The sequence below is a fragment of the Streptomyces sp. SudanB25_2051 genome (assembly GCF_964272635.1).
Lineage (GTDB): Bacteria > Actinomycetota > Actinomycetes > Streptomycetales > Streptomycetaceae > Streptomyces.
The window spans coordinates 5,420,058-5,440,209 of the sequence record NZ_OZ186787.1 but is presented as its reverse complement, the minus strand read 5'-3'; the positions used below and the strand labels follow the sequence as shown (position 1 = coordinate 5,440,209).

The following is a 20,152-nucleotide window of genomic DNA, read 5'->3' as shown; positions in this document are numbered from 1 at the left end:
GTGGTGTCCGCCACGCCCCTGCCTGGAGACGCGGCGGTGCCCGGCGCCGGTTGCGCGGCGCCGGGCACGGAAGGGGTGATGCGCGTCGCTACGCGCGCCCCGCGTCCTTCTGGGTGCGCCGGGAGACCGAGTCGATGACGACGGCGGCGAGGAGCACCGCGCCGGTGATCATGTACTGGATCTCGCTGGCCATGCCGAGCATGTTGAGGCCCTGCTGGATCGACTGGATGACGATCATGCCCAGGAGGGCGGACCAGACCTTGCCGCGGCCTCCGAAGAGGCTGGTGCCGCCGATGACGGCCGCGGCGATGACGAGCATCAGCGTGTTGCCGCCGCCGAGGCTCTTGGTGGCGCCGCCGGAGAGGCTGGCGACGAAGAGGCCGCCGAACGCGGCGAGCAGGCCGGAGAGGCCGAACACGGTGATGCGGACCCGGTCCACGTTGATGCCGGCGCGGCGGGCCGCCTCGGCGCTGCCGCCGACGGCGAAGACCTTCCGGCCGAAGGAGGTGCGGCGGGCCACGAAGTCGGCGACGACCAGCACGGCGAGGAACAGCACCAGGGCGAGCGGCAGGCCCCGGGCGCCGGCGGGCTCGTTCAGGACGTACGCGACGGCGAAGCAGAGCACCGCGACGGCGCCGGCGCGCAGCAGGATCTCGCTGGTCGGGCGGTACGGCAGGTTCGCGGCGCGGCGCCGCTTGACGTCCAGCAGGAGCGAGCCGGCGTAGAGGAGGACGGCGGCCAGGGCGAGGCCGTAGGCGGCGGCCTTGTCCTCGAAGTAGTAGCCGGTGAGGTTCTCCACGATGCTGCCGGTCGGCGTGTTGATGGAGCCTTCCTTGCCCATCAGCCAGATCTGCAGACCGCTCCAGCCGAGGAAGCCGGCGAGGGTGACGACGAAGGCGGGCACGCCGACCTTCGCGAAGAAGAAGCCGTGCAGCAGGCCGAGGGCGAGGCCGGCGACGAGGGAGACCAGCACGGCGAGCCAGTCGTTGAGCCCGTTGCTGACGCTCAGTACGGCCCACACGGCCGCGCCGACGCCCGCGACGGAGCCGACCGACAGGTCGATCTCGCCGAGGATCAGGACGAAGACGATGCCGACGGCCATGATGCCGAGGCCGGAGCTGTAGACCGCGACGTTCGCGACGGAGCTCGCGGACAGGAAGTTCGCGTTCTGCGCCTGGAAGACGATCGCGATGACGATCAGGCCGATGAGGACCGGCAGGGAGCCCAGCTCGCCGCCGCGCACCTTGCGGGTGAACTCGGTCCAGTAGCCCCTGAGGCCCTCCTCGCGGACGAGGAGGCGGGGGTCCACGGCGGGGACGGGGGCGGCGGACGGCCCGTCGCCGTTCGGGGCGCCGGTGTCCTGCGGGGTCTTGGTGAGGTCGCTCACTTCGCGTCCTCCTTCGAGGCCGTACGGGCCTGGCGGCGCGTGACGGCGTTGTCCGTGGCGCCGGTGATCGCGGCGATGATCTCTTCGTGGGAGGTGTCCTTGACGTCGAAGACACCGTTGTTGCGGCCGAGGCGCAGGATGGCGGCGCGGTCGGCGACGGCCCGCACGTCGGCCATGTTGTGGGTGATGAGGATGACGCCGTGGCCGTTCTCGCGGAGCCGCTCGACCAGGTCGAGGACCTGCGCGGTCTGCTCGACGCCGAGGGCGGCGGTCGGCTCGTCCAGGATGACGATCTTCGGGTTGCCGATCAGGGCGCGGGCGATGGCCACGACCTGGCGCTGGCCGCCGGAGAGCGAGGCGACGGGGATGCGGACGCTGGGGATGCGGATGGAGAGGGTGTCGAGCAGCTCCTTGGCCCGCTTCTCCATCGCGATCTCGTCGAGGACGGAGGCGCGGCGCAGTTCCGTGCCGAGGAACAGGTTGGCGACCACGTCGAGGTTGTCGCAGAGCGCGAGGTCCTGGTAGACGGTCGCGATGCCGAGTTCCTGGGCGTCGTTCGGCCGGGTGACCCGGACGGGGCGGCCCTGCCATTCGATGGTGCCCTCGTCGATCGGGTGGACACCCGAGATGGTCTTGACGAGGGTCGACTTGCCGGCGCCATTGTCGCCGAGGAGGGCGACGACCTCACCGGCGTGGATCTCCAGGTCTACGTCGGTGAGCGCCTGGACGGCGCCGAACCGCTTGGAGACTCCGCGCAACGCCAGCACGGGCGTAGCGGACACGTGAATCATCTCCTTCACCCGCGCTCGGCGGGGACGGTGGTACGTGAGCACAGGGGGTGCGGGGGGGAAGTCCGGTGCCCGCCCGCCGCTGCGGGGCGTGTGGAGCGGGAGGGCACCGGACCGGCTGCGGGGCCCGGCCGGGCGGCCGGGCCGACGACCACGGAGGGCCTTGCGGGCCCGGCCCGCGGGACCTTGCGGGACGGACGGCGGGCCCGGCGTGGCCTTGGCCGGTCCTGCCGTGGTCCTGGCGGGCCTGGCCTGGTCTGGCTGCGCCTGGCCTGGCCCTGGCGGGTCCTGGCCGGGCTCGGCGCTCGGCCTGCCGGGTCCTTGTCGGGCTGGCGGTCGGCCTGTCGGGGCCGGCCGGTCCTGGTCGGGCCTTGGCCGCTCCAGGCGGTCCTGGCCGGGGCTGCCGGGCCCTCACCGGGACCGCGTGGCCCTTCGCCGGAGCCGACCGGGTCGGCATGGCCCTGGCGGTCCTGGCCGGGCCGTTCGGGTCCCTGCCGGGCCGTTCGGGTCCCTGCCGGGCCTCGTCCCGCCCGGGCCTTGTGGCCTGGTGGGCGGGTCCTGGCCTTGCGGACCAGGGGCCCGTGGACCTCGCCGGGTCCCGATGGCTCGGGGCCGTGGACCTTCGCCGGGTCCCGGTGGCCGGCGCCTCCGGCCTGCCGGCCGGAGCCTCGGACCCGTCCGTGGGCATGTCCTGCGTGGCCCGGCCCAGTGGACCGTGGCCCCTACCGGGAGGCCGGGCCTCGCCTGGTCCGGGAGCCGTGGCCCGTACCGGACGGGACCCGTGAGGCCGGGGCCGTACGGCCGGGGCCGCCTGCCCCGCCGGGACGGTCACCGAGGGCCGGACCCCGCGCGGCGGGTCGGACGCGGGCGGGGCCTACTTGATCCCGGCCGCGTCGCACGCGGCCTTGTACTCGGCCGTGCACAGGTCGGCGGCCTTGTAGACCTTGTCCGCGAGGATCGTGGAGGCGATGTTCTCCTTGGTCACGATCTGCGCGTCGTACAGCTTCGCCGGGATGTCCTTGAACTCACCGGAGAGGCTGGTGACCTTGGTCGGCGTGAGCTGGTCGAACTTCTCGCCCTTCAGGAGCGCCACCGCGATCTCCGCGGTCGTCTCGGCCTCGGGCTTGATCTGCTTGTAGATGGTGAAGGCCTGGTCGCCCTTCAGGATGCGCTGGAGGCCCGCGAGCTCGGCGTCCTGGCCACCGACGGGGACCTTGATGCCCTGCTTGCCGAGGGCCGTGATGATGCCGCCGGCCATGCCGTCGTTGGCGGAGTAGACGCCCTGGAAGCCGTCCTTGCCGAGCGAGTCGATCGCGGCGCCCATCTTCCGGTTGGCCTCGTCCGGGGACCAGTCCGGGATGTCCTGCTCGTAGACGATCTTGCCGACCTGCGTGTCGAGGACGCTGTGGGCGCCCTTCTTGAAGAACGGGGCGTTCGGGTCGGTCGGCGAGCCGTTGATCATGACAACGTTGGCAGACTTGGCCTTGGCGCCGAGCGCCTTCACGAGGGCCTCGCCCTGGAGGCGGCCGATCTTCTCGTTGTCGTAGCTGACGTACGCGGCGATCGGGCCCTCGGCGAGCCGGTCGTACGCGACGACCTTGACGCCCTTCTTCTCCGCCTGCTGCACCCAGGACTTGGTGGCCTTGTAGTCGACCGCGTCGAGGATGATCACCTTGACGCCCTGCGTGACGAGCGCGTCGAACTGCTTCTTCTGGGTCTCGGTGTCCTGCGCGGCGTTGTTGTACTTGACCTCGCAGTCGGAGCACAGCTCCTTGATCTTCGCCTCGATGATCGGGCGGTCGAAGGTCTCGTAGCGGGTGGTCTTGTTCTCCGGCAGGAGCAGACCGATCGTCTTGGTGTCGCCGCCGCCGGCGGTGTCGCCGTCTCCGGCCTTGCCGCAGGCGGCGAGGGACAGGGCCATGGACACCGCGGCCGTACCTATGACGACGCGTCGCGTCATTGCGTTCATTGGGTTGCCTCCCTGACGAGGCCGCGACACTGCGGCCGAGGTGGACGTGAGTCAACTCGGCCGCAGTGCTGTCGTCAAGGAGTAAATTCTTAACGAGATGACAACGGTGCCATGCGTTATCTAAGTGAACGCAGGAGTGGCGGCGCGGCCGTTGGCCTGATGCGCGTTGTCGAGCAGGGTCGAATCGCCCATTTCGCTCAGTACGAGGGCGAGGGCGCCCAGCACCTCGGCGCGCCCGCCCAGGGCCCCCGGCGCCACCGCCAACTGCCGGGCGGCGCTGGGGATGGCGTACCGCGACACGGAGTCGCGGATGGGCGCGAGGACCAGTTCGCCGGCCTCCGCGAGGTCGCCGCCGAGGACGACCCGGCTGGGGTTGAGCAGGTTGCACAGGTTGGCGACGCCGCTGCCGACGTGGCGGCCCACGTCCGCGACGACACGCCGGCAGCCCGGGTCGCCCTCGCGGGCCAGCTGAACGACCCGCTCCATGGTCAGGTCGGGGCCGTGGCTCGGCTGGAGCAGCGGCAGCACGTACCGGGCGGCGGCGAAGGTCTCCAGGCAGCCGCGGTTGCCGCAGCGGCAGACGGGGCCCGACTCGTCGAGCGTGATGTGCCCGATCTCGCCCGCCGTGCCGCCCGGACCCCGGTAGATCTGCCCGTCGATGACGAGGCCGGCGCCGACACCGCTGGCGACCTTGATGTACGCGAGGTCGCGCACGCCCCGTCCCGCGCCCCACACCATCTCGCCGAGCGCGCCGAGGTTGGCGTCGTTGTCCACGTACACGGGGACGCCGAGGCGGGCGGACAGCTCCTGGCTGGGGTTGATGCCGCTCCAGCCCGGCAGGATCGAGGTGGAGCCGAGCGTGCCGGAGGAGACGTCGATGGGGCCGGGGACGCCCAGACCGACGCCGATCACCTTGTCGGGGCCGATGCCGGTCGCCGCGATCAGCCGCTTGACCAGCTGTTCCGCCCGGTCGAAGCCCTCCGCCGACGAGGCGTCGACGTCGAGCGGCTCGGACTCCTCGGCGAGGACCTGGTGGGCGAGGTTGCCGACCGCGACCCGCAGATGGGTGTGGCCGAAGTCCACGCCGATGACGATCCCGGCGTCGCCGCTGAGCGAGACGCTGCGGGCGCGGCGGCCGCCCGCGGAGGTCGGGGTGACCTCGACGGTGCCGCTGTCCTTCAGTTCCCGCACGATGTTGGAGACCGTCGCCGCGGACAGCCCGGTGGCCCTGGCGATCTCCGCCTGGGTGAGCGATCCGGCCATTCGGACGGCGCGCACGACCCGCTCGAGGTTGGCGCGATGCAGAGACGTCTGCGACCCCGGAGTCTCCATCGACTCTCTCACTCCTGCCATTTTCTCCAACATGTGAACTCTAAGCTGAGCGTTTCGCGTTGCCCCCCGTCAAGGCCTTGAGCATCACGAAGCTCCGATGAGCGGCTAATGTCACAGGAAAGTCGGTTTATGTCGGTTATCGGGCATGAGGAAACCGCCCGCCGGGGACGACTGGCCCTCGGCGGGCGGTTCAGGGTTCGTACGTAGGGAGCGGTACGGGCACGGCGGCGCCCCGCGCCGGCCGGGGCGCTACTTCAGGGCGCCGGCCGTCAGCCCCGCCTGGACCTGCCGCTGGAAGACCGCGTACACCACCAGCACCGGCAGCATCGCGATCATCATTCCGGCCATCAGGGCGCCCCAGTCGTTCTCGTAGCCCTGCTGGAGCGCGATCATCGCCAGGCCCTGGGTCAGGACGTACTTGTCCTCCTGCTGGTTCAGCACCATCGGCAGCAGGTACTGGTTCCACTGCCCCAGGAAGTTGAAGATCCCGATGCTGATCAGGCCCGGCTTGGCCATCGGCAGCATGACCTGGAAGAACGTCCGGGTGTGCGAGGCGCCGTCGATCATCGCGGCCTCGGCGACCGAGGTGGGCAGCGTCCGGAAGAACGCCGTCATGAAGAAGACCGTGAACGGCAGCGAGTACGCGATGTAGACGAGGATCAGCCCGTGGTACGTCGCCAGCAGCGAACTGCCGGGGAAGTCCCGCATGACGAAGAACAGCGGGATCACCAGCATGAACACCGGGAACGACATGCCCGCGACGAACAGGTAGTAGATCAGCCGGTTGCCGGGGAAGGTGAAGCGCGCCAGCACGTAGGCGGCCATCGACCCGAGCACCATCGTGCCGGTCACCGAACCGCCCACGACGATCGCCGTGTTGACGAAGTAGCGGCCCATGTTCGCCTCGTTCCAGGCGTTGGACCAGTTCTCCCAGTGCAGCACGGTCGGCAGGCCCCACGGGTCGGTGAGGATGCCGTTGCTGTCCTTGAAGGCGCTCCACAGCACCCACAGCAGCGGCACGCCGACCATCAGCGCCCACAGCACGAGGATGCCGTGCGAGAAGACGTTGAGGACGGCGCCCTCCGAGGAGCGCGCGGCGGCCGGGCGCGGCCCGCGGCCGGCGGCCGCCCGGGAGGGACCGCCCGGCACCGGTGCGTTCACCTTCTGGATCTCGTCGGTGGTCATGCGCCTCCCCCTCAGTACTCGATCCGCTCGCGCCGCGCGAAGCGCAGGGCGAGCACGGCGAAGGCCATCGTGACGACGAGCATCGCGACGCCCATCGCCGCCGCGTAGCCGTACTGGCTGTCGCGGAACGCCGTCAGGTAGAGCCTGAGCGGCATGACGTCGGTGGCGCCGTCCGGGCCGCCCATGTTCACGGACATGATCTGCACCAGGGCGAAGGCGTCCAGGGCGATGATGCCCATGTACACCCAGCCCGTCTGGACGGTGTCCCACAGCAGGGGCAGCGTGATGCGGAAGAACGTGTGGTAGCGCCCCGCGCCGTCGAGCAGGGCCGCCTCGTAGATGTCGCGCGGGATGGACGCCATGGCGGCGGAGAACAGGACGACGTAGAAACCGACGTGGCCCCACACCATGACCGCGCTGATGCACCACAGGGCGAGGCTCTTCTCCCCCAGCCAGGCGTTCTGCAGCCCGTCCAGGCCGACCGCGCCGAGCAGCGAATTGAGCATGCCGTCCTCGGGGTCCGGGTTGTAGATGTTGAACCAGATGACGGCGATGATCGTGATGGAGATGACCTGCGGGAAGAAGAAGACGAACTTGTAGAACCGCGAGCCGGCGACCCCCGTGACCACCTCGTTCTTCCGCCGCTTGCCGCCCACGTTCAGCATGAACGCGAAGAACAGCCCGAGGGCGAGGGTCACCAGGGGCACGAACGCCAGCATGTAGACGTTGTGCCGCAGCGCGTTCCAGAAGTCGTCGCTCTCCCAGAGGCGTACGAAGTTGTCGGCGCCGACGAACCGCGCCGCGCCGACCAGGCCCGACCAGTCCGTCATCGAGATCTGGAAGGCCTGGACGAACGGCGAGATGACGAAGACGGCGTAGATGAGCAGCGGCGGGGCCAGGAACCCCACGATGAATCGGTACTTGCCGTGCTGCATGAGGCTCCCGGCCCTCCCCCTCGTCCGACACTCTTGGCGGCGGGGCCGCGGCGGTCCACCGCGGCGGATGTGCCGATCCGGTCAGGCGGTGCGCTTGAACTTGGTGATGGAGCTGTCCCTGGCCACCTTGTCGGCCTCCGCCTGGGTCTTCCTGATCCAGTCGGCGGCCTTCAGCTCACCGGTGAGGAGCTGGCCGGTGAGTCCGCCGATCTTCTCGTCGGTCAGGGCGGGGTACCACTCCTGGAGCTGGAGGCTGATCAGGTTCTCCCCCGCCTCCTTGAAGACCTTGCTGGCGGAGGCGAGGCCCGGCGAGAGGGTCATGCCGTCGGTGGCGTCCATGACGCAGGTCAGGGACTTCACCTTGGTCGCGAAGTTCTGCGCGTGCTTCTTGGAGAGCATGATGCGCAGCAGTTCCATGCCGCCGATCGGGTTCTTCCCCTTGGCGGCGACGATGTACGGCTCGCTCGGCTCGGCGCGCAGGGTGCCGTGCGGCATCTTGTCGCCGCTGCCGTCGAAGAGGGCGCCCACGGACATGCCGAAGTCCGCGGGCGTGGTCGGCGCGGACTCGTTCTCCACCCAGGAGCCGTTGGGCAGGAACACGGCCTTGCCCTTGTTCCAGGCGGTCTGCGACTGGATGTGGGTGAGGCCCTGGCTGCCTTCCAGAAAGTACTTCTTGGCGGCCAGCTCCTCGTAGTGCTCGACGACCTGGCGGACCGCGTCGTTCGACGTCCAGGCGCCCGGCTCCAGGTTGTCGATGGCGATCCACTTCTCCATGCCGCCGATCTTGGCGATCTGCGCGAAGAGGTTGAAGTGGACGTAGTACGGATACTTGCCCGCGTACGTCCACGGCGCGATCCCGGCCTTCTTGATCTCGCCGCAGAGCGTGACCATCTCGTCCAGCGTCCTGGGGTACGTCCAGCCCCTGGATTCGAGGAGCTTCTGCGAATACCACGTGCCGTAGATGGTGAAGGCGTAGTACAGCACGTCGAAGCGGTCGCCGTGCCTGCCCTTCTCGATGGTGCTCGGGTGGATCGTGTCCCGCACCTTCTTCGCCGGGTCGTCGACAGACGGGGCGTCGAGGAGCGCGGCGAGGTCCTGGAGCTGGCCCTGCGTGGACAGCTTGTTCATGTCCAGGTGGTCGGCGCCGGAGTTGTCGATGACGTCCGGCGGGTTGCCGCCCGCGAAGCGGGGGGTGAGCTTGGGGCCGACCTGCTGGGTGCCGGTGTGCTTCACCTCCGCCTTGTACGTGGCCTTGTAGTCGGCCTCGGCGTCCTTCGCGTACTGGTCGCCGAGCCCGCCCTTGAAGATGAACGCCTCCAGCGGGGCGCCCTCCTTCACCCCGAGCGGGTTCTTGGCGGTCTTCTCGCCGGCGGCCGCCGAGGGGTTGTCACTGGTGCCGCCACCGCCGCCGGTGGCGCAGGCGGTCAGGAAGCCCAGGGAGGGGACGGTGATCAGACCGAGAGCGGCGGACCGCTTGATCAGATCGCGGCGGCCGGGGCCCGCGTGGCCCCCGTCGGTGTGCCCGGGGGTGGAGCCGTCGTTGCGGGCGGAGGTGGATCCCATGCTCAAGTCCTCGCCTTCTCCAGGCGGTGTGCCGGTCGCCCGTACCGCTCGCCTCAGGCGAAGGGCCCCGCCACCGCGGTCTGTCGCAGCTAGGGTCTTGCCGATGGTGCAGGGGGTCGCGCTGCCGCGCGGCCGGCTCACCGGGAGCGGCCGTGCGGACGCGACAGGTATAGTCCACTTCTGGTCAGCTGGGCAAGATCGGCTACAGCATTCGGCGGGAGTCTTTCCCTAGTTGAGACCTCGGCCACCCTCCCCGCCCGGCCGCGCACGTCTCCCGCCGCGCGGCCGTATGGCGAAATCCATTGGCCCGCGCCCGCGGGGTGGCGGCAGTCTGACGCCCATGCAGGAACCTCTCCGTCGCATCCGCGCGCTCCACACGGACACGACCGTCACCGTCTACCAGGCGTACGGCCCCGAGATCGGCGTTCCGGCCGCTCGCGACGGCCGGTTCCCGGCGGCGTGGAAGCGGGACCGTATGACCTGGATCAAGCCGTCCTTCCTGTGGATGATGTACCGCTGCGGCTGGGCCGGGAAGGAGGGCCAGCAGACCGTGCTGGCCGTCGAGATCGAGCGCGCGGGCTTCGAGTGGGCGCTGCGCCACGCCTGCCTGTCGCACTACACGCCGGGGCTGCACACCGGCCGGCAGGCGTGGCGTCGGGAGCTGCGCGAGGCGCCCGCGCGGGTGCAGTGGGACCCGGAACGCGATCTGCGCCTGCGGCCGCTGCCGTACCGCTCCCTGCAGCTGGGGCTGTGCGGCGAGGCGGCGCGGCGGTACGCCGACGAGTGGACGGTGTCCATCCGGGACGTCACGCCGCTGACCCGCGAGGTGCACGCCCTGGTGCGCGCCGGGGACCTGGAGGCGGCGCGGCGGCTGCTCCCGCGCGAGGAGCCGTACCCGGAGGCGGACGGGCTGCTGGACCGGGTGGTGAAGGGCGCGTGACGGGGGCGCGGGCGCCCGGGGCGCGGGCCACGGCCTGAGCGGGGCCGTACGCGGGCGCGGGTGGCCGTCGCACGCGGGCCCGGGTGTCGGCCGTACGCGGGCGCGGGTGGCCGTCGCACGCGGGCGCGGGTGAGCCCGTACGCGGGCCCGGGGTGTCGGCCGTACGCGTACGGGGCGGCCGGGAACGGCGAAGGGCCGCGCCCCGTGCGAGACGGGGTGCGGCCCTCGGCCGTTCACCTGCCCGTGGTTCAGCCGCGGATCAGGTTGCGCAGCACGTACTGCATGATGCCGCCGTTGCGGTAGTAGTCGGCCTCACCGGGGGTGTCGATGCGGACGACCGCGTCGAACTCGACGCCCGTGTCGGTGGTGACCTTGACCGTGCGCGGGGTGCGGCCCTCGTTCAGCTCCGTGACGCCGGAGATGGAGAAGGTCTCCTCGCCGGTCAGGCCGAGGGACTGCGCGGACGCGCCCTCGGGGAACTGGAGCGGCAGGACGCCCATGCCGATGAGGTTCGAGCGGTGGATGCGCTCGTACGACTCGGCGATGACGGCCTTGACGCCGAGGAGCGCGGTGCCCTTGGCGGCCCAGTCGCGCGACGAGCCGGAGCCGTACTCCTTGCCGGCCAGGACGACCAGCGGGATGCCGGCGGCCTGGTAGTTCTGCGAGGCGTCGTAGATGAAGGAGACCGGGCCGCCCTCCTGCGTGAAGTCGCGCGTGTAGCCGCCCTCGGTGCCCGGCGCGATCTGGTTGCGCAGGCGGATGTTGGCGAACGTACCGCGGATCATGACCTCGTGGTTGCCGCGGCGGGAGCCGTAGCTGTTGAAGTCGCGGCGCTCGACACCGTGCTCCGTGAGGTACTTGCCGGCCGGGGTGTCGGCCTTGATGGCGCCGGCCGGGGAGATGTGGTCGGTCGTGACCGAGTCGCCCAGCTTGGCCAGGACGCGGGCGCCGGTGATGTCCTCGACCGGGGCCGGGTCCATCGTCATGCCCTCGAAGTAAGGGGGCTTGCGGACGTAGGTGGACTCCGGGTCCCACTCGAAGGTGTTGCCGGTCGGGATCGGCAGGGCCTGCCACTGGGCGTCGCCCGCGAAGACGTCCTGGTAGGACTTGGAGAACATGTCCTCGCCGATGGCGCTCGCGACGACGTCGTTGACCTCGGCCTCGGTCGGCCAGATGTCCTTCAGGTAGACCGGGTTGCCGTCCTGGTCGGTGCCGAGGGCGTCCTTGGTGATGTCCACCTTCATGGAGCCGGCGATGGCGTACGCGACGACCAGCGGCGGGGACGCCAGGTAGTTCATCTTGACGTCGGGGTTGATGCGGCCCTCGAAGTTCCGGTTGCCGGAGAGGACCGACACGACGGCGAGGTCGTGCTCGTTGACGGCCTGGGAGACCTCCTCCGGCAGCGGGCCGGAGTTGCCGATGCAGGTGGTGCAGCCGTAGCCGACGAGGTTGAAGCCGACCTTGTCGAGGTACGGGGTGAGGCCCGCCTTGTCGAAGTAGTCGGTGACGACCTTGGAGCCGGGGGCGAGGGTGGTCTTGACCCACGGCTTGCGGGTCAGGCCCTTCTCGACGGCCTTCTTCGCGACGAGCGCGGCGGCGACCATCACGTACGGGTTGGACGTGTTGGTGCAGGAGGTGATCGCGGCGACCGTGACGGCGCCGTGGTCGATCTCGTAGGTGGAGCCGTCGGGGGCGGTCACCTGGACCGGCTTCGACGGGGCGCCGTTGGGCGTGTAGGCCGGGGCGTCGGAGGCCGGGAAGGACTCCTTGCCCGCCTCGTCCACCTCGTCGACGTAGTTGCGGACGTCCTGGGCGAACTGCTCGGCGGCGTTGGCGAGGACGATGCGGTCCTGCGGGCGCTTCGGGCCGGCGATGGACGGGACGACGGTGGAGAGGTCCAGCTCGAGCTTCTCGGAGAAGTCCGGCTCGGCGGACGGGTCCAGCCAGAGGCCCTGCTCCTTGGCGTACGCCTCGACCAGCGCGACCTGCTGCTCGGAACGGCCCGTGAGCTTCAGGTAGTTGAGCGTCTCGTCGTCGATCGGGAAGATCGCGGCGGTGGAGCCGAACTCCGGCGACATGTTGCCGATGGTGGCGCGGTTGGCCAGCGACGTGGCGGCGACGCCCTCGCCGTAGAACTCGACGAACTTGCCGACGACGCCGTGCTTGCGCAGCATCTCGGTGATGGTGAGCACCAGGTCGGTGGCGGTGGTGCCGGTGGGCAGCTCACCGGTCAGCTTGAAGCCGACGACGCGCGGGATCAGCATGGAGACCGGCTGGCCGAGCATGGCCGCCTCGGCCTCGATGCCGCCGACGCCCCAGCCGAGGACGCCGAGGCCGTTGACCATGGTGGTGTGCGAGTCGGTGCCGACGAGGGTGTCGGGGTACGCCTGGCCGTTGCGGACCATGACCGTGCGCGCCAGGTGCTCGATGTTCACCTGGTGGACGATGCCGGTGCCGGGCGGGACGACCTTGAACTCGTCGAACGCGGTCTGGCCCCAGCGCAGGAACTGGTAGCGCTCCTTGTTGCGGCCGTACTCCAGCTCGACGTTCTGGCCGAACGCGTCCTTCGTGCCGAACTTGTCGGCGATGACGGAGTGGTCGATGACCAGCTCGGCCGGGGCCAGCGGGTTGATCTTCGACGGGTCGCCGCCGAGCTCCTTGACGGCCTCGCGCATGGTGGCGAGGTCCACGACACACGGCACACCGGTGAAGTCCTGCATGATCACGCGGGCCGGGGTGAACTGGATCTCCTGGCTCGGCTGGGCCTGGGAGTCCCATTCGCCGAGGGCTCGGATGTGGTCGGCGGTGATGTTCGCGCCGTCCTCGGTGCGGAGCAGGTTCTCCAGCAGGACCTTGAGGCTGTACGGCAGGCGGGCCGAGCCCTCAACCTTGTCCAGCCGGAAGATCTCGTACGACTCGTCGCCCACGCGCAGCGTGCTGCGGGCGTCGAAGCTGTTCGCCGACACGACAGTCTCCTTCATCAATGTGCGCGTTCAACCGCATCCTGCCGCCATGGCATCTCGCCGATCCGCTAAGGTAAGGCTTAGTTAGGTGACCCTTACCGGCGCGGGCGACCGCGGTGCGTCGTCAGCAGATATCTCGATGTCGAGATAACTCTAGTACATCACCGCCGCCCGGTCATGCCCCGACGCCCCCGCACTCGCGATCCTTCCCGCCGCCCGGCCCGCGCGGCAGGCCCTTCGGCGGGCGGGCGGACGGCACGGGTGGAGGACGGAGGGGGCGGTGAGGTGGCCGTGCTGCGGGGGCGGCGCGGGCGGAGGGGGGCGCCGGGCCGGAGTCCGTCGCGAGTGGCACCGGCGCAGGTGGCGCCGGGCCGGAGTCCCGTCGCGGTGGCGCCCTCGCGAGGGGGGCGTCGCGGCCCGTGCCGTCGGGTGGGCAGGATGGGGCGCATGGTGACCGAGCGGCTCGCGCGGGGACTCCGGCGGATCAACGACACGTACCCGTGGGACCACAACGCCCACTACCACCGCTGGCTCCTGCGGCAGCTGCCCCGGCGGTTCGGGGCCGCGCTCGACGTGGGGTGCGGTACGGGCGACCTGGCGCGGCTGCTCGCGGGGCGCGCCCGGCGCGTGGTGGGCCTCGACGCCGACCCGGAGATCCTGGCGCTGGCCCGGTCGCTGACCCCGGAGGGCCTGGCGGTGGCCTACCGGGCCGGCGACGCGGCGGCGGGGCCGCCGGAGGGGACGTACGACGTCATCACCTGCGTCGCGACGCTTCACCACCTGCCACTGGCGGAGGCCCTCGCCGGCTTCCGGCGGCACCTCGCGCCCGGCGGGACGCTCGTCGTGGTGGGCCTCTACCGGGCGCGCGGCCTCACCGACCATCTGCTGGGCGCCGTCGCGGTGCCGCTCAACGCCGCCGCCGGATGGCTGAGGAACCGGGGACGCCCCGCGCCGCGGCCCGCCGCGATGACCGCGCGGACCCGGCCGGCCGAAACGGACTTCGGGGACATCGTGCGCGAGGCGCGGCGGGTGCTGCCCGGCGCGCGGCTGCGGAGGCGGCTGTTCTGGCGCTACACCCTCGTATGGCGGCGCTGAGACGCACCCCGGCGAAGGGTCCGAGCCACCGTCAGAGCGCCTTCACGAGGGGGACACCTGGTCCGTTTCGGGCAATCTGGGCGTTTACTGAGAGATGACCGCGATGCGGGGTATCCGTGGGTTGGTGACGCGGCCTCACCAGGCGGGTGCCCCAACCGGCCTACGCCTGGGGGGATATCACCCGTCCGGCACAGCCCGACGCGAGGACCATCTCATATGTGAGATAGCCTGCCGCTATGGCAGACGACTACCTCGTACGCATCGGCAGGCTCATCCGTGACGCCCGGCAGCACCGCGGCTGGACGCAGTCGCAGCTCGCCGAGGCGCTGGCGACGAGCCAGAGCGCCGTGAACCGCATCGAGCGCGGAAACCAGAACATCAGCCTTGAGATGATCGCCCGCATCGGTGAGGCGCTCGACAGTGAGATCGTGTCGCTGGGCTACGCGGGTCCCATGCACCTCCGGGTGGTCGGCGGCCGCCGCCTCTCCGGCGCCATCGACGTGAAGACGAGCAAGAACGCGTGCGTGGCGCTGCTGTGCGCCACGCTGCTGAACAAGGGCCGCACGGTCCTGCGCCGCGTCGCGCGGATCGAGGAGGTCTACCGGCTGCTGGAGGTCCTCAGCTCCATCGGCGTCCGGACCCGCTGGATCAACGACGGCACGGACCTGGAGATCGTGCCGCCGGCCGAGCTGGACATGGAGGCCATCGACGCGGACGCGGCGCGCCGCACGCGTTCCATCATCATGTTCCTGGGGCCGCTGCTGCACCGGATGCGGGCGTTCAAGCTCCCGTACGCCGGCGGCTGCGACCTGGGCACGCGCACGATCGAACCGCACATGATCGCCCTGCGCCGCTTCGGCCTGGACATCACGGCCACGGAGGGCCTGTACCACGCGCTGGTCGACCCGTCCGTCACGCCGGACCGGCCGATCGTCCTGACCGAGCGGGGCGACACGGTCACGGAGAACGCGCTGCTGGCCGCCGCCCGCCACGACGGCGTCACCGTCATCCGCAACGCCTCCTCCAACTACATGGTCCAGGACCTGTGCTTCTTCCTGGAGGCCCTGGGTGTGCGGGTGGAGGGCATCGGCACGACCACGCTCACCGTGCACGGCGTGCCGCACATCGACGTGGACGTGGACTACTCGCCGTCCGAGGACCCGGTCGAGGCGATGAGCCTGCTGGCCGCGGCGGTCGTGACGGAGTCGGAGCTGACGATCCGCCGGGTGCCGATCGAGTTCCTGGAGATCGAGCTCGCGGTCCTGGAGGAGATGGGCCTCGACCACGACCGCTCGGCCGAGTACACGGCGGACAACGGCCGTACCCGGCTGGTGGACCTGACGGTGCGGCCCTCCAAGCTGGAGGCGCCCATCGACAAGATCCACCCGATGCCGTTCCCCGGCCTGAACATCGACAACGTGCCGTTCTTCGCGGCCATCGCGGCGTCCGCGCAGGGCCAGACCCTCATCCACGACTGGGTCTACGACAACCGCGCCATCTACCTCACGGACCTCAACCGCCTGGGCGGCCGCCTCCAGCTCCTGGACCCGCACCGCGTCCTGGTCGAGGGCCCGACCCGCTGGCGCGCCGCCGAGATGATGTGCCCGCCGGCCCTGCGCCCCGCCGTGGTCGTCCTCCTCGCCATGATGGCCGCCGAGGGCACGTCCGTGCTGCGCAACGTGTACGTCATCAACCGCGGCTACGAGGACCTCGCGGAGCGCCTCAACTCGGTGGGCGCGCAGATCGAGATCTTCCGCGACATCTGACCCCGCGACACCTGGCGCCGCCGCACCCCGTCCCTGCCGCCGAGCGGCCGGGGCGGGGTGCGGTGTTTCCCGGGCTCCGGGGGTTGGTGCCTTGCCGCGGGCCCGTCGCCCCCGTCGTCGCCGTGCTGTCGTCCGGGGCTGACGGCTTCCGGTGAGCCGCCGCTCAGCACGTCGTGCGGTAGGGGATGTCGGGTAGGTGGAGCCGCCAGTCCGCGGGTGCCAGCCCCGACCCGGTGCGGGCGCAGACCCGGCGTACGAGACGGGCGGGGTCGAGGTCGATCCGCTCGGCCGGGTTCCAGGTGCCGGATGTGTACAGGGCGGTGCCGTCGTCGGAGAAGGCGACGCTGGAGAGCGGCTGGCCGGAGGTGGGCAGGGGGGAGCCCAGGGGGCGTCCGGAGGCGACGTCCCACAGCTGGACGGAGGCGGTGCCCACGACGGCGAGCGTGGTGCCGTCGGGAGAGAAGGCCAGCGCCGCCGGCGAGTCCCGCTCGCTCTCGTGGTCGACGGTGGAGGTGCCGTTGATCACACCGAGCCGGCGGCGCAGGTCGCCGTCCCACAGGGTCACCCGTCCCGTGCCGTCGCTGACGGCGAAGCGGGTGCCGTCCCGGCTGAACGCCCCGGCGAAGGGGAGGTCGCCGTCGTTGAGCACGACGGGACGGGCCCGTCCGGCGCGCAGGTCGACGACTTCGTTGTCGCTGGTGACCACCAGCGCGTCGTCCGGGCGTACGGCCAGGATCGTGCCGGAGCCCCCCGTCTGCGTGGTGTCGAGGCTCGAGTCGGCGGGCTTGACGCGGGTCCGTCTGCCGGTGGCCAGGTCCCAGCGCTCCATCGTCGAGGAGTCGTGGTCGCTCGTCATCAGCAGCAGGCCGCGCCCCGCGCTGTCGAAGGCCATACCGGTGATCCCGTTCACCGCCCCCGAGCCGGCGTCCAGGGTGGCCACCTCGCGGTTTCCCGTCGTGTCCCACACGATGATCCGCTGCCGCCGCGTGGTGTACCCCCACGCCCTCACATAGGCGAAACGCCGGCCGTCGGGGCTGAACGCCATCAGTTCCGAGCAGTTGGCGAGGTTCTCCTCGTCGGTGCCGATGTACGGGGTGTCGGGCGGGCACGGGGCGGCGGGCAGGGTGGCGCGGGTCCGGCCGTCGCCTGTGCCGACCAGCCGTACGCCGGTCCGGCCCGGCCCGCGGTGGAGGACCGCTGCGGTGCGGCCGTCACGGGAGAGGTGGACCTGTTCGGAGGGGTGTTCCTCCCACCGGGCGCGGGCGACCGGCCGCAGGTCGAGTGAGGCGACGGAGGTACCGCTCCGCCGGAGGTACCGCACGGCGGAGGCGTCGGGGGCGAGGGAGAAGTCGTCGATCACCTCGCCGATGAGCTGGTGGCGGAAGACGGGCTGGTCCGGCTCGCTGAGCCGCCACAGCGCGATGTCCGCGCCTGTGGTGGCGGCGAGGAAGGCGCCGTCGGCGCTGAAGCGCACCGCGGTCGCGTCCTCGAACGGCAGGCTGGGCAGTTCCCTGCCCGTACGCACGACCCAGCGGCGGATCGTGTCGTCGTCGACGGCCGCCAGGACCGCGCCATCCGGCCGCAGGGCGAAGACTCCCGCCGCGAACCGCTCCTGGTCGGGGCAGGCGATCCGCGCGGCGTTCGCGGTCCGCGACAGCGGGTGGATCCGCCCGGTGCGGAGGTCACGTACCTCCAGACGGCGCAGGCCCCGGCACAGCGCCAGGGTCCCGCCGTCCGCGCTCACACTGGTCGGGGACTCCTCCACCACGGGAGCCCGCACGGTCGACAGCAGCCGTCGGCCGCGCAGATCCCATACCTGCGTCTGCTGGAACTCCCCACCGTCCCAGTCGGACACCGTCAGATGACGGCCGTCCGCGCCGAACTCCGCCCTGGCCGGCTCCTCCACGGGAAGGGTGGCCGCCACCCGGCCGGCCCGTACGTCCCACAGCCGCACGCCCCCTTGGGCGGGCAGGGCGAGCAGCCGGCCGTCGGGGCTGATGCCCCAGTTCGGCACCACACCCGGGTCGAGGTCCACGTCCGACAGCAGTCCGCCCGGCCCCGGGTAGGAGCCGATGCGGCGGTGGGTGCGCACGTCCCAGGCCACCACGCGGCGGGCCGAGACCGACAGCAGGGTGTGTCCGTCCGGCGAGAGCCGGTTCGTCGCCGGTCCGAAGGCCGGGTCGGGGACGGGGAACACGTCCTGTTCGGGCTGGGCCATGGCGCTCAGCAGGGCTGAGCGGCTCTCGAGGGTGGGCGCGAGCCGCCAGGCGGCGACGGACAGCCGCATCGCCGTCGCGGGGGCGGCGAAGCGCATGGCGTCCGCCACCGCGGCGATGCGCCGGGCCTCGGCCTCCGCATGGCGGCGCTCGCTGGTGAGGTTCTGCCGCCAGGCGGTGACACCGGCGACCAGGGCGACGGCGAGCAGGACGGCGAGAGTGGCGAGCAGGCCGCGCCGGCGCCGCAGTTCGGCCGTCCGGGCGGCCCGGCTCGCGCCGAGGAACTCGCGTTCCAGCGGGGTGAGCGCGGTATCCGCCAACCGTTCGCCGGCCACGTCCAGCCGCGTCCCGCGATACAGCGCGCCCGGGTCCCGGCCGAGGTCGTGCCAGGCGCGGGCGGCGTCGGTCAGACGGCGGTGGACCAGCAGCTCCTCACGGGCCTCGTCGACCCATCCGCGCAGCCTGGGCCAGGCGGTGATGAGAGCCTCGTGGGCGAGGTCGACCGTGCCGTCGTCCACGGTCAGCAGCCGGGCGTCGATCAGACGGTCCAGTACGGCGCCGATCTCCTCCTCGGGGGCGAAGTCCAGCTCCGCGCGGTTCACCGGCCGGCGGGTGTCCTGGGCGCCCTCGCCGGGGGTGACCAGGCGCAGCAGGATCAGCCGCGCCAGCTCGGCGCGTTCGCGGGCGAGACATCCGTAGACGTCTTCCGCGGTCTGGGCGATGGCGCCGCGCACACCGCCGGCCGCTTCGTAGGCCCGCAGCGTCATCGTTCTCCCCGAGCGGCGGTGCCAGGTCTCCAGCAGGGCGTGGGAGAGCAGCGGCAGACCCCCCGGCTCGTCGGCGATCTCCTCGACGAGGCGTGTGGTGAGGGCGCGTTCCACGATCACGTTCCGGGTGGCGGCGGGCTTGACGATCGCCTGCCTCAGCTCCGCCGGGCCCATCGCCCCCACCGGCACGGCCGCGTCCTTCAGGAGGTCCACCAGGTGCGGGTAGCGCAGGCAGTGGCCGTAGAAGTCGGCGCGTATGCCCAGCACCACGCGCAGCCCGCTGTCGGGGTTCCGGGCGGCCAGCAGCCGGCGGATGAACCGCTCCCGTTCCGCCGGGTCGGCGCAGAGGGTGAACAGCTCCTCGAACTGGTCCACCAGCACGTAGGTCGGCCCCGGTCCGGCGGCGGGCTCCAGCTTGCCGAGGTGCGTACGCGCCGGGTGCCGTCCCGGAGTCAGGATGCGCACGGCGGCCGGGCCGGGTTCCGGCGGCTCCGGGCTGCGCAGACGGGGGACGACACCGGCCCGCAGCAGCGAGGACTTGCCGCTGCCGGACGGCCCGAGCACCACCGCGCAACGGCGCGTGCGCAGGCGTTCGAGCACGTCGTCCACCACCTGCTCGCGCCCGAAGAACAGATCGCTGTCGCCGGGTTCGAAGCGGGTCATCCCCCGGTAGGGCGGCTCCTCGCCGTCGGCTGCGCGCGGAGCGGCGGCCACCTCCGCGGCCACGGCCTTCCACCGCTTCTCCCACTCGGCGGTGTCACCCTTGCACGCCGCCACATAGGCGAGCGTCACCGACAGGGAGGGCAGCTGCTCCCCTTTGGCCGCTCTCGACAGGGTGGAGACGGAGACCTGCACCTGCCGGGCCATCTCCCGGTAGGGAGTTCCGCCCGCCTCCTGCCGCAGCCGGCGCAACTCGTACGCAAATCGTGGGACCGGCCCTTGTGCCGGATCGAGGTCCGTCTCCGGACGCCCCATGTCGCTTCCTTCCCCCGTGCCGCCCGTGTCACCTGCGGCGGCGTCCCATTCCAGCACGCCCCGTGGCGCCGGAACAGCGGTCATCTCGCCAACCCGATCCGCTGACCTGCTTTGTTTCATGTCTCGGAGAGGGCTGTGCAACAACCAGGGACCCGGTGGACTCGAACTGGGACGACCACAGCGGCCGCCCCGCAGGCACCGGCGTGACACGTCGGACGTGTCCGTGCCCTTCCTCCGGAGGCACGGCGGGTGCCTGCTCGATCGCTCCACG

At 71.4% G+C, this 20,152-nt stretch carries 12 protein-coding genes; 3 read left to right on the top strand and 9 right to left on the bottom strand.

The genetic code is table 11. The annotated features are described in order from the left end of the window. Positions 1-88 precede the first annotated feature (88 nt). The 7 genes from ACSUPT_RS23965 to ngcE form a co-directional block, all read right to left on the bottom strand. On the bottom strand, positions 89-1,387 hold the full coding sequence (locus ACSUPT_RS23965; RefSeq protein ID WP_351964896.1) for a sugar ABC transporter permease: 1,299 nt from the start codon (positions 1,385-1,387) through the stop codon (positions 89-91). Then, the gene (locus tag ACSUPT_RS23960) at positions 1,384-2,178 is read right to left on the bottom strand and encodes an ATP-binding cassette domain-containing protein (RefSeq protein WP_351964897.1); all 795 of its coding nucleotides are present in this window, start codon (positions 2,176-2,178) and stop codon (positions 1,384-1,386) included. Before ACSUPT_RS23960 ends, ACSUPT_RS23965 begins: the two co-directional genes overlap by 4 nt. Before the next feature lie 871 nt (positions 2,179-3,049). After that, positions 3,050-4,144, bottom strand: a complete 1,095-nt coding sequence (locus tag ACSUPT_RS23955) for a substrate-binding domain-containing protein (protein ID WP_399217772.1) — start codon at positions 4,142-4,144, stop codon at positions 3,050-3,052. Between the two features lie 120 nt (positions 4,145-4,264). Then, positions 4,265-5,476, bottom strand: coding sequence for an ROK family transcriptional regulator (locus ACSUPT_RS23950; protein WP_351964968.1), 1,212 nt, complete (start codon positions 5,474-5,476; stop codon positions 4,265-4,267). Positions 5,477-5,725: 249 nt separating this feature from the next. Further along, positions 5,726-6,661, bottom strand: coding sequence for a carbohydrate ABC transporter permease (locus tag ACSUPT_RS23945; RefSeq protein WP_361661568.1), 936 nt, complete (start codon positions 6,659-6,661; stop codon positions 5,726-5,728). Positions 6,662-6,672: 11 nt separating this feature from the next. Then, positions 6,673-7,596, bottom strand: a complete 924-nt coding sequence (locus ACSUPT_RS23940; RefSeq protein ID WP_351964899.1) for a carbohydrate ABC transporter permease — start codon at positions 7,594-7,596, stop codon at positions 6,673-6,675. A gap of 81 nt (positions 7,597-7,677) precedes the next feature. Next, positions 7,678-9,159 carry an N-acetylglucosamine/diacetylchitobiose ABC transporter substrate-binding protein gene (ngcE, locus tag ACSUPT_RS23935; RefSeq protein ID WP_351964900.1) on the bottom strand — a complete coding sequence of 494 codons (1,482 nt, stop codon included), beginning with the start codon at positions 9,157-9,159 and terminating at the stop codon, positions 7,678-7,680. A gap of 340 nt (positions 9,160-9,499) precedes the next feature. Between ngcE and ACSUPT_RS23930 the strand changes: the two genes are divergently transcribed. Beyond that, entirely contained in the window at positions 9,500-10,099 is a 600-nt protein-coding gene (locus ACSUPT_RS23930; protein WP_436945485.1) for a DUF4291 domain-containing protein, read from the top strand. A gap of 248 nt (positions 10,100-10,347) precedes the next feature. Here the strand turns inward: ACSUPT_RS23930 and acnA are convergent, their stop codons facing one another. Next, positions 10,348-13,065, bottom strand: coding sequence for an aconitate hydratase AcnA (acnA, locus tag ACSUPT_RS23925; RefSeq protein WP_365724734.1), 2,718 nt, complete (start codon positions 13,063-13,065; stop codon positions 10,348-10,350). Between the two features lie 444 nt (positions 13,066-13,509). On the opposite strand from acnA, the gene ACSUPT_RS23920 reads away from it, so the two are divergent. Further along, on the top strand, positions 13,510-14,157 hold the full coding sequence (locus ACSUPT_RS23920; RefSeq protein WP_436945484.1) for a class I SAM-dependent methyltransferase: 648 nt from the start codon (positions 13,510-13,512) through the stop codon (positions 14,155-14,157). A 236-nt stretch (positions 14,158-14,393) separates the two neighbouring features. Continuing rightward, positions 14,394-15,923 (top strand): helix-turn-helix domain-containing protein, encoded by a 1,530-nt coding sequence (locus ACSUPT_RS23915; protein ID WP_351964904.1) that lies wholly within the window; start codon positions 14,394-14,396, stop codon positions 15,921-15,923. 163 nt (positions 15,924-16,086) lie between these two features. Here the strand turns inward: ACSUPT_RS23915 and ACSUPT_RS23910 are convergent, their stop codons facing one another. Continuing rightward, complete coding sequence (locus tag ACSUPT_RS23910; RefSeq protein WP_436945483.1) at positions 16,087-19,881, bottom strand: nSTAND1 domain-containing NTPase; 3,795 nt, start codon at positions 19,879-19,881, stop codon at positions 16,087-16,089. Positions 19,882-20,152 lie beyond the last annotated feature (271 nt).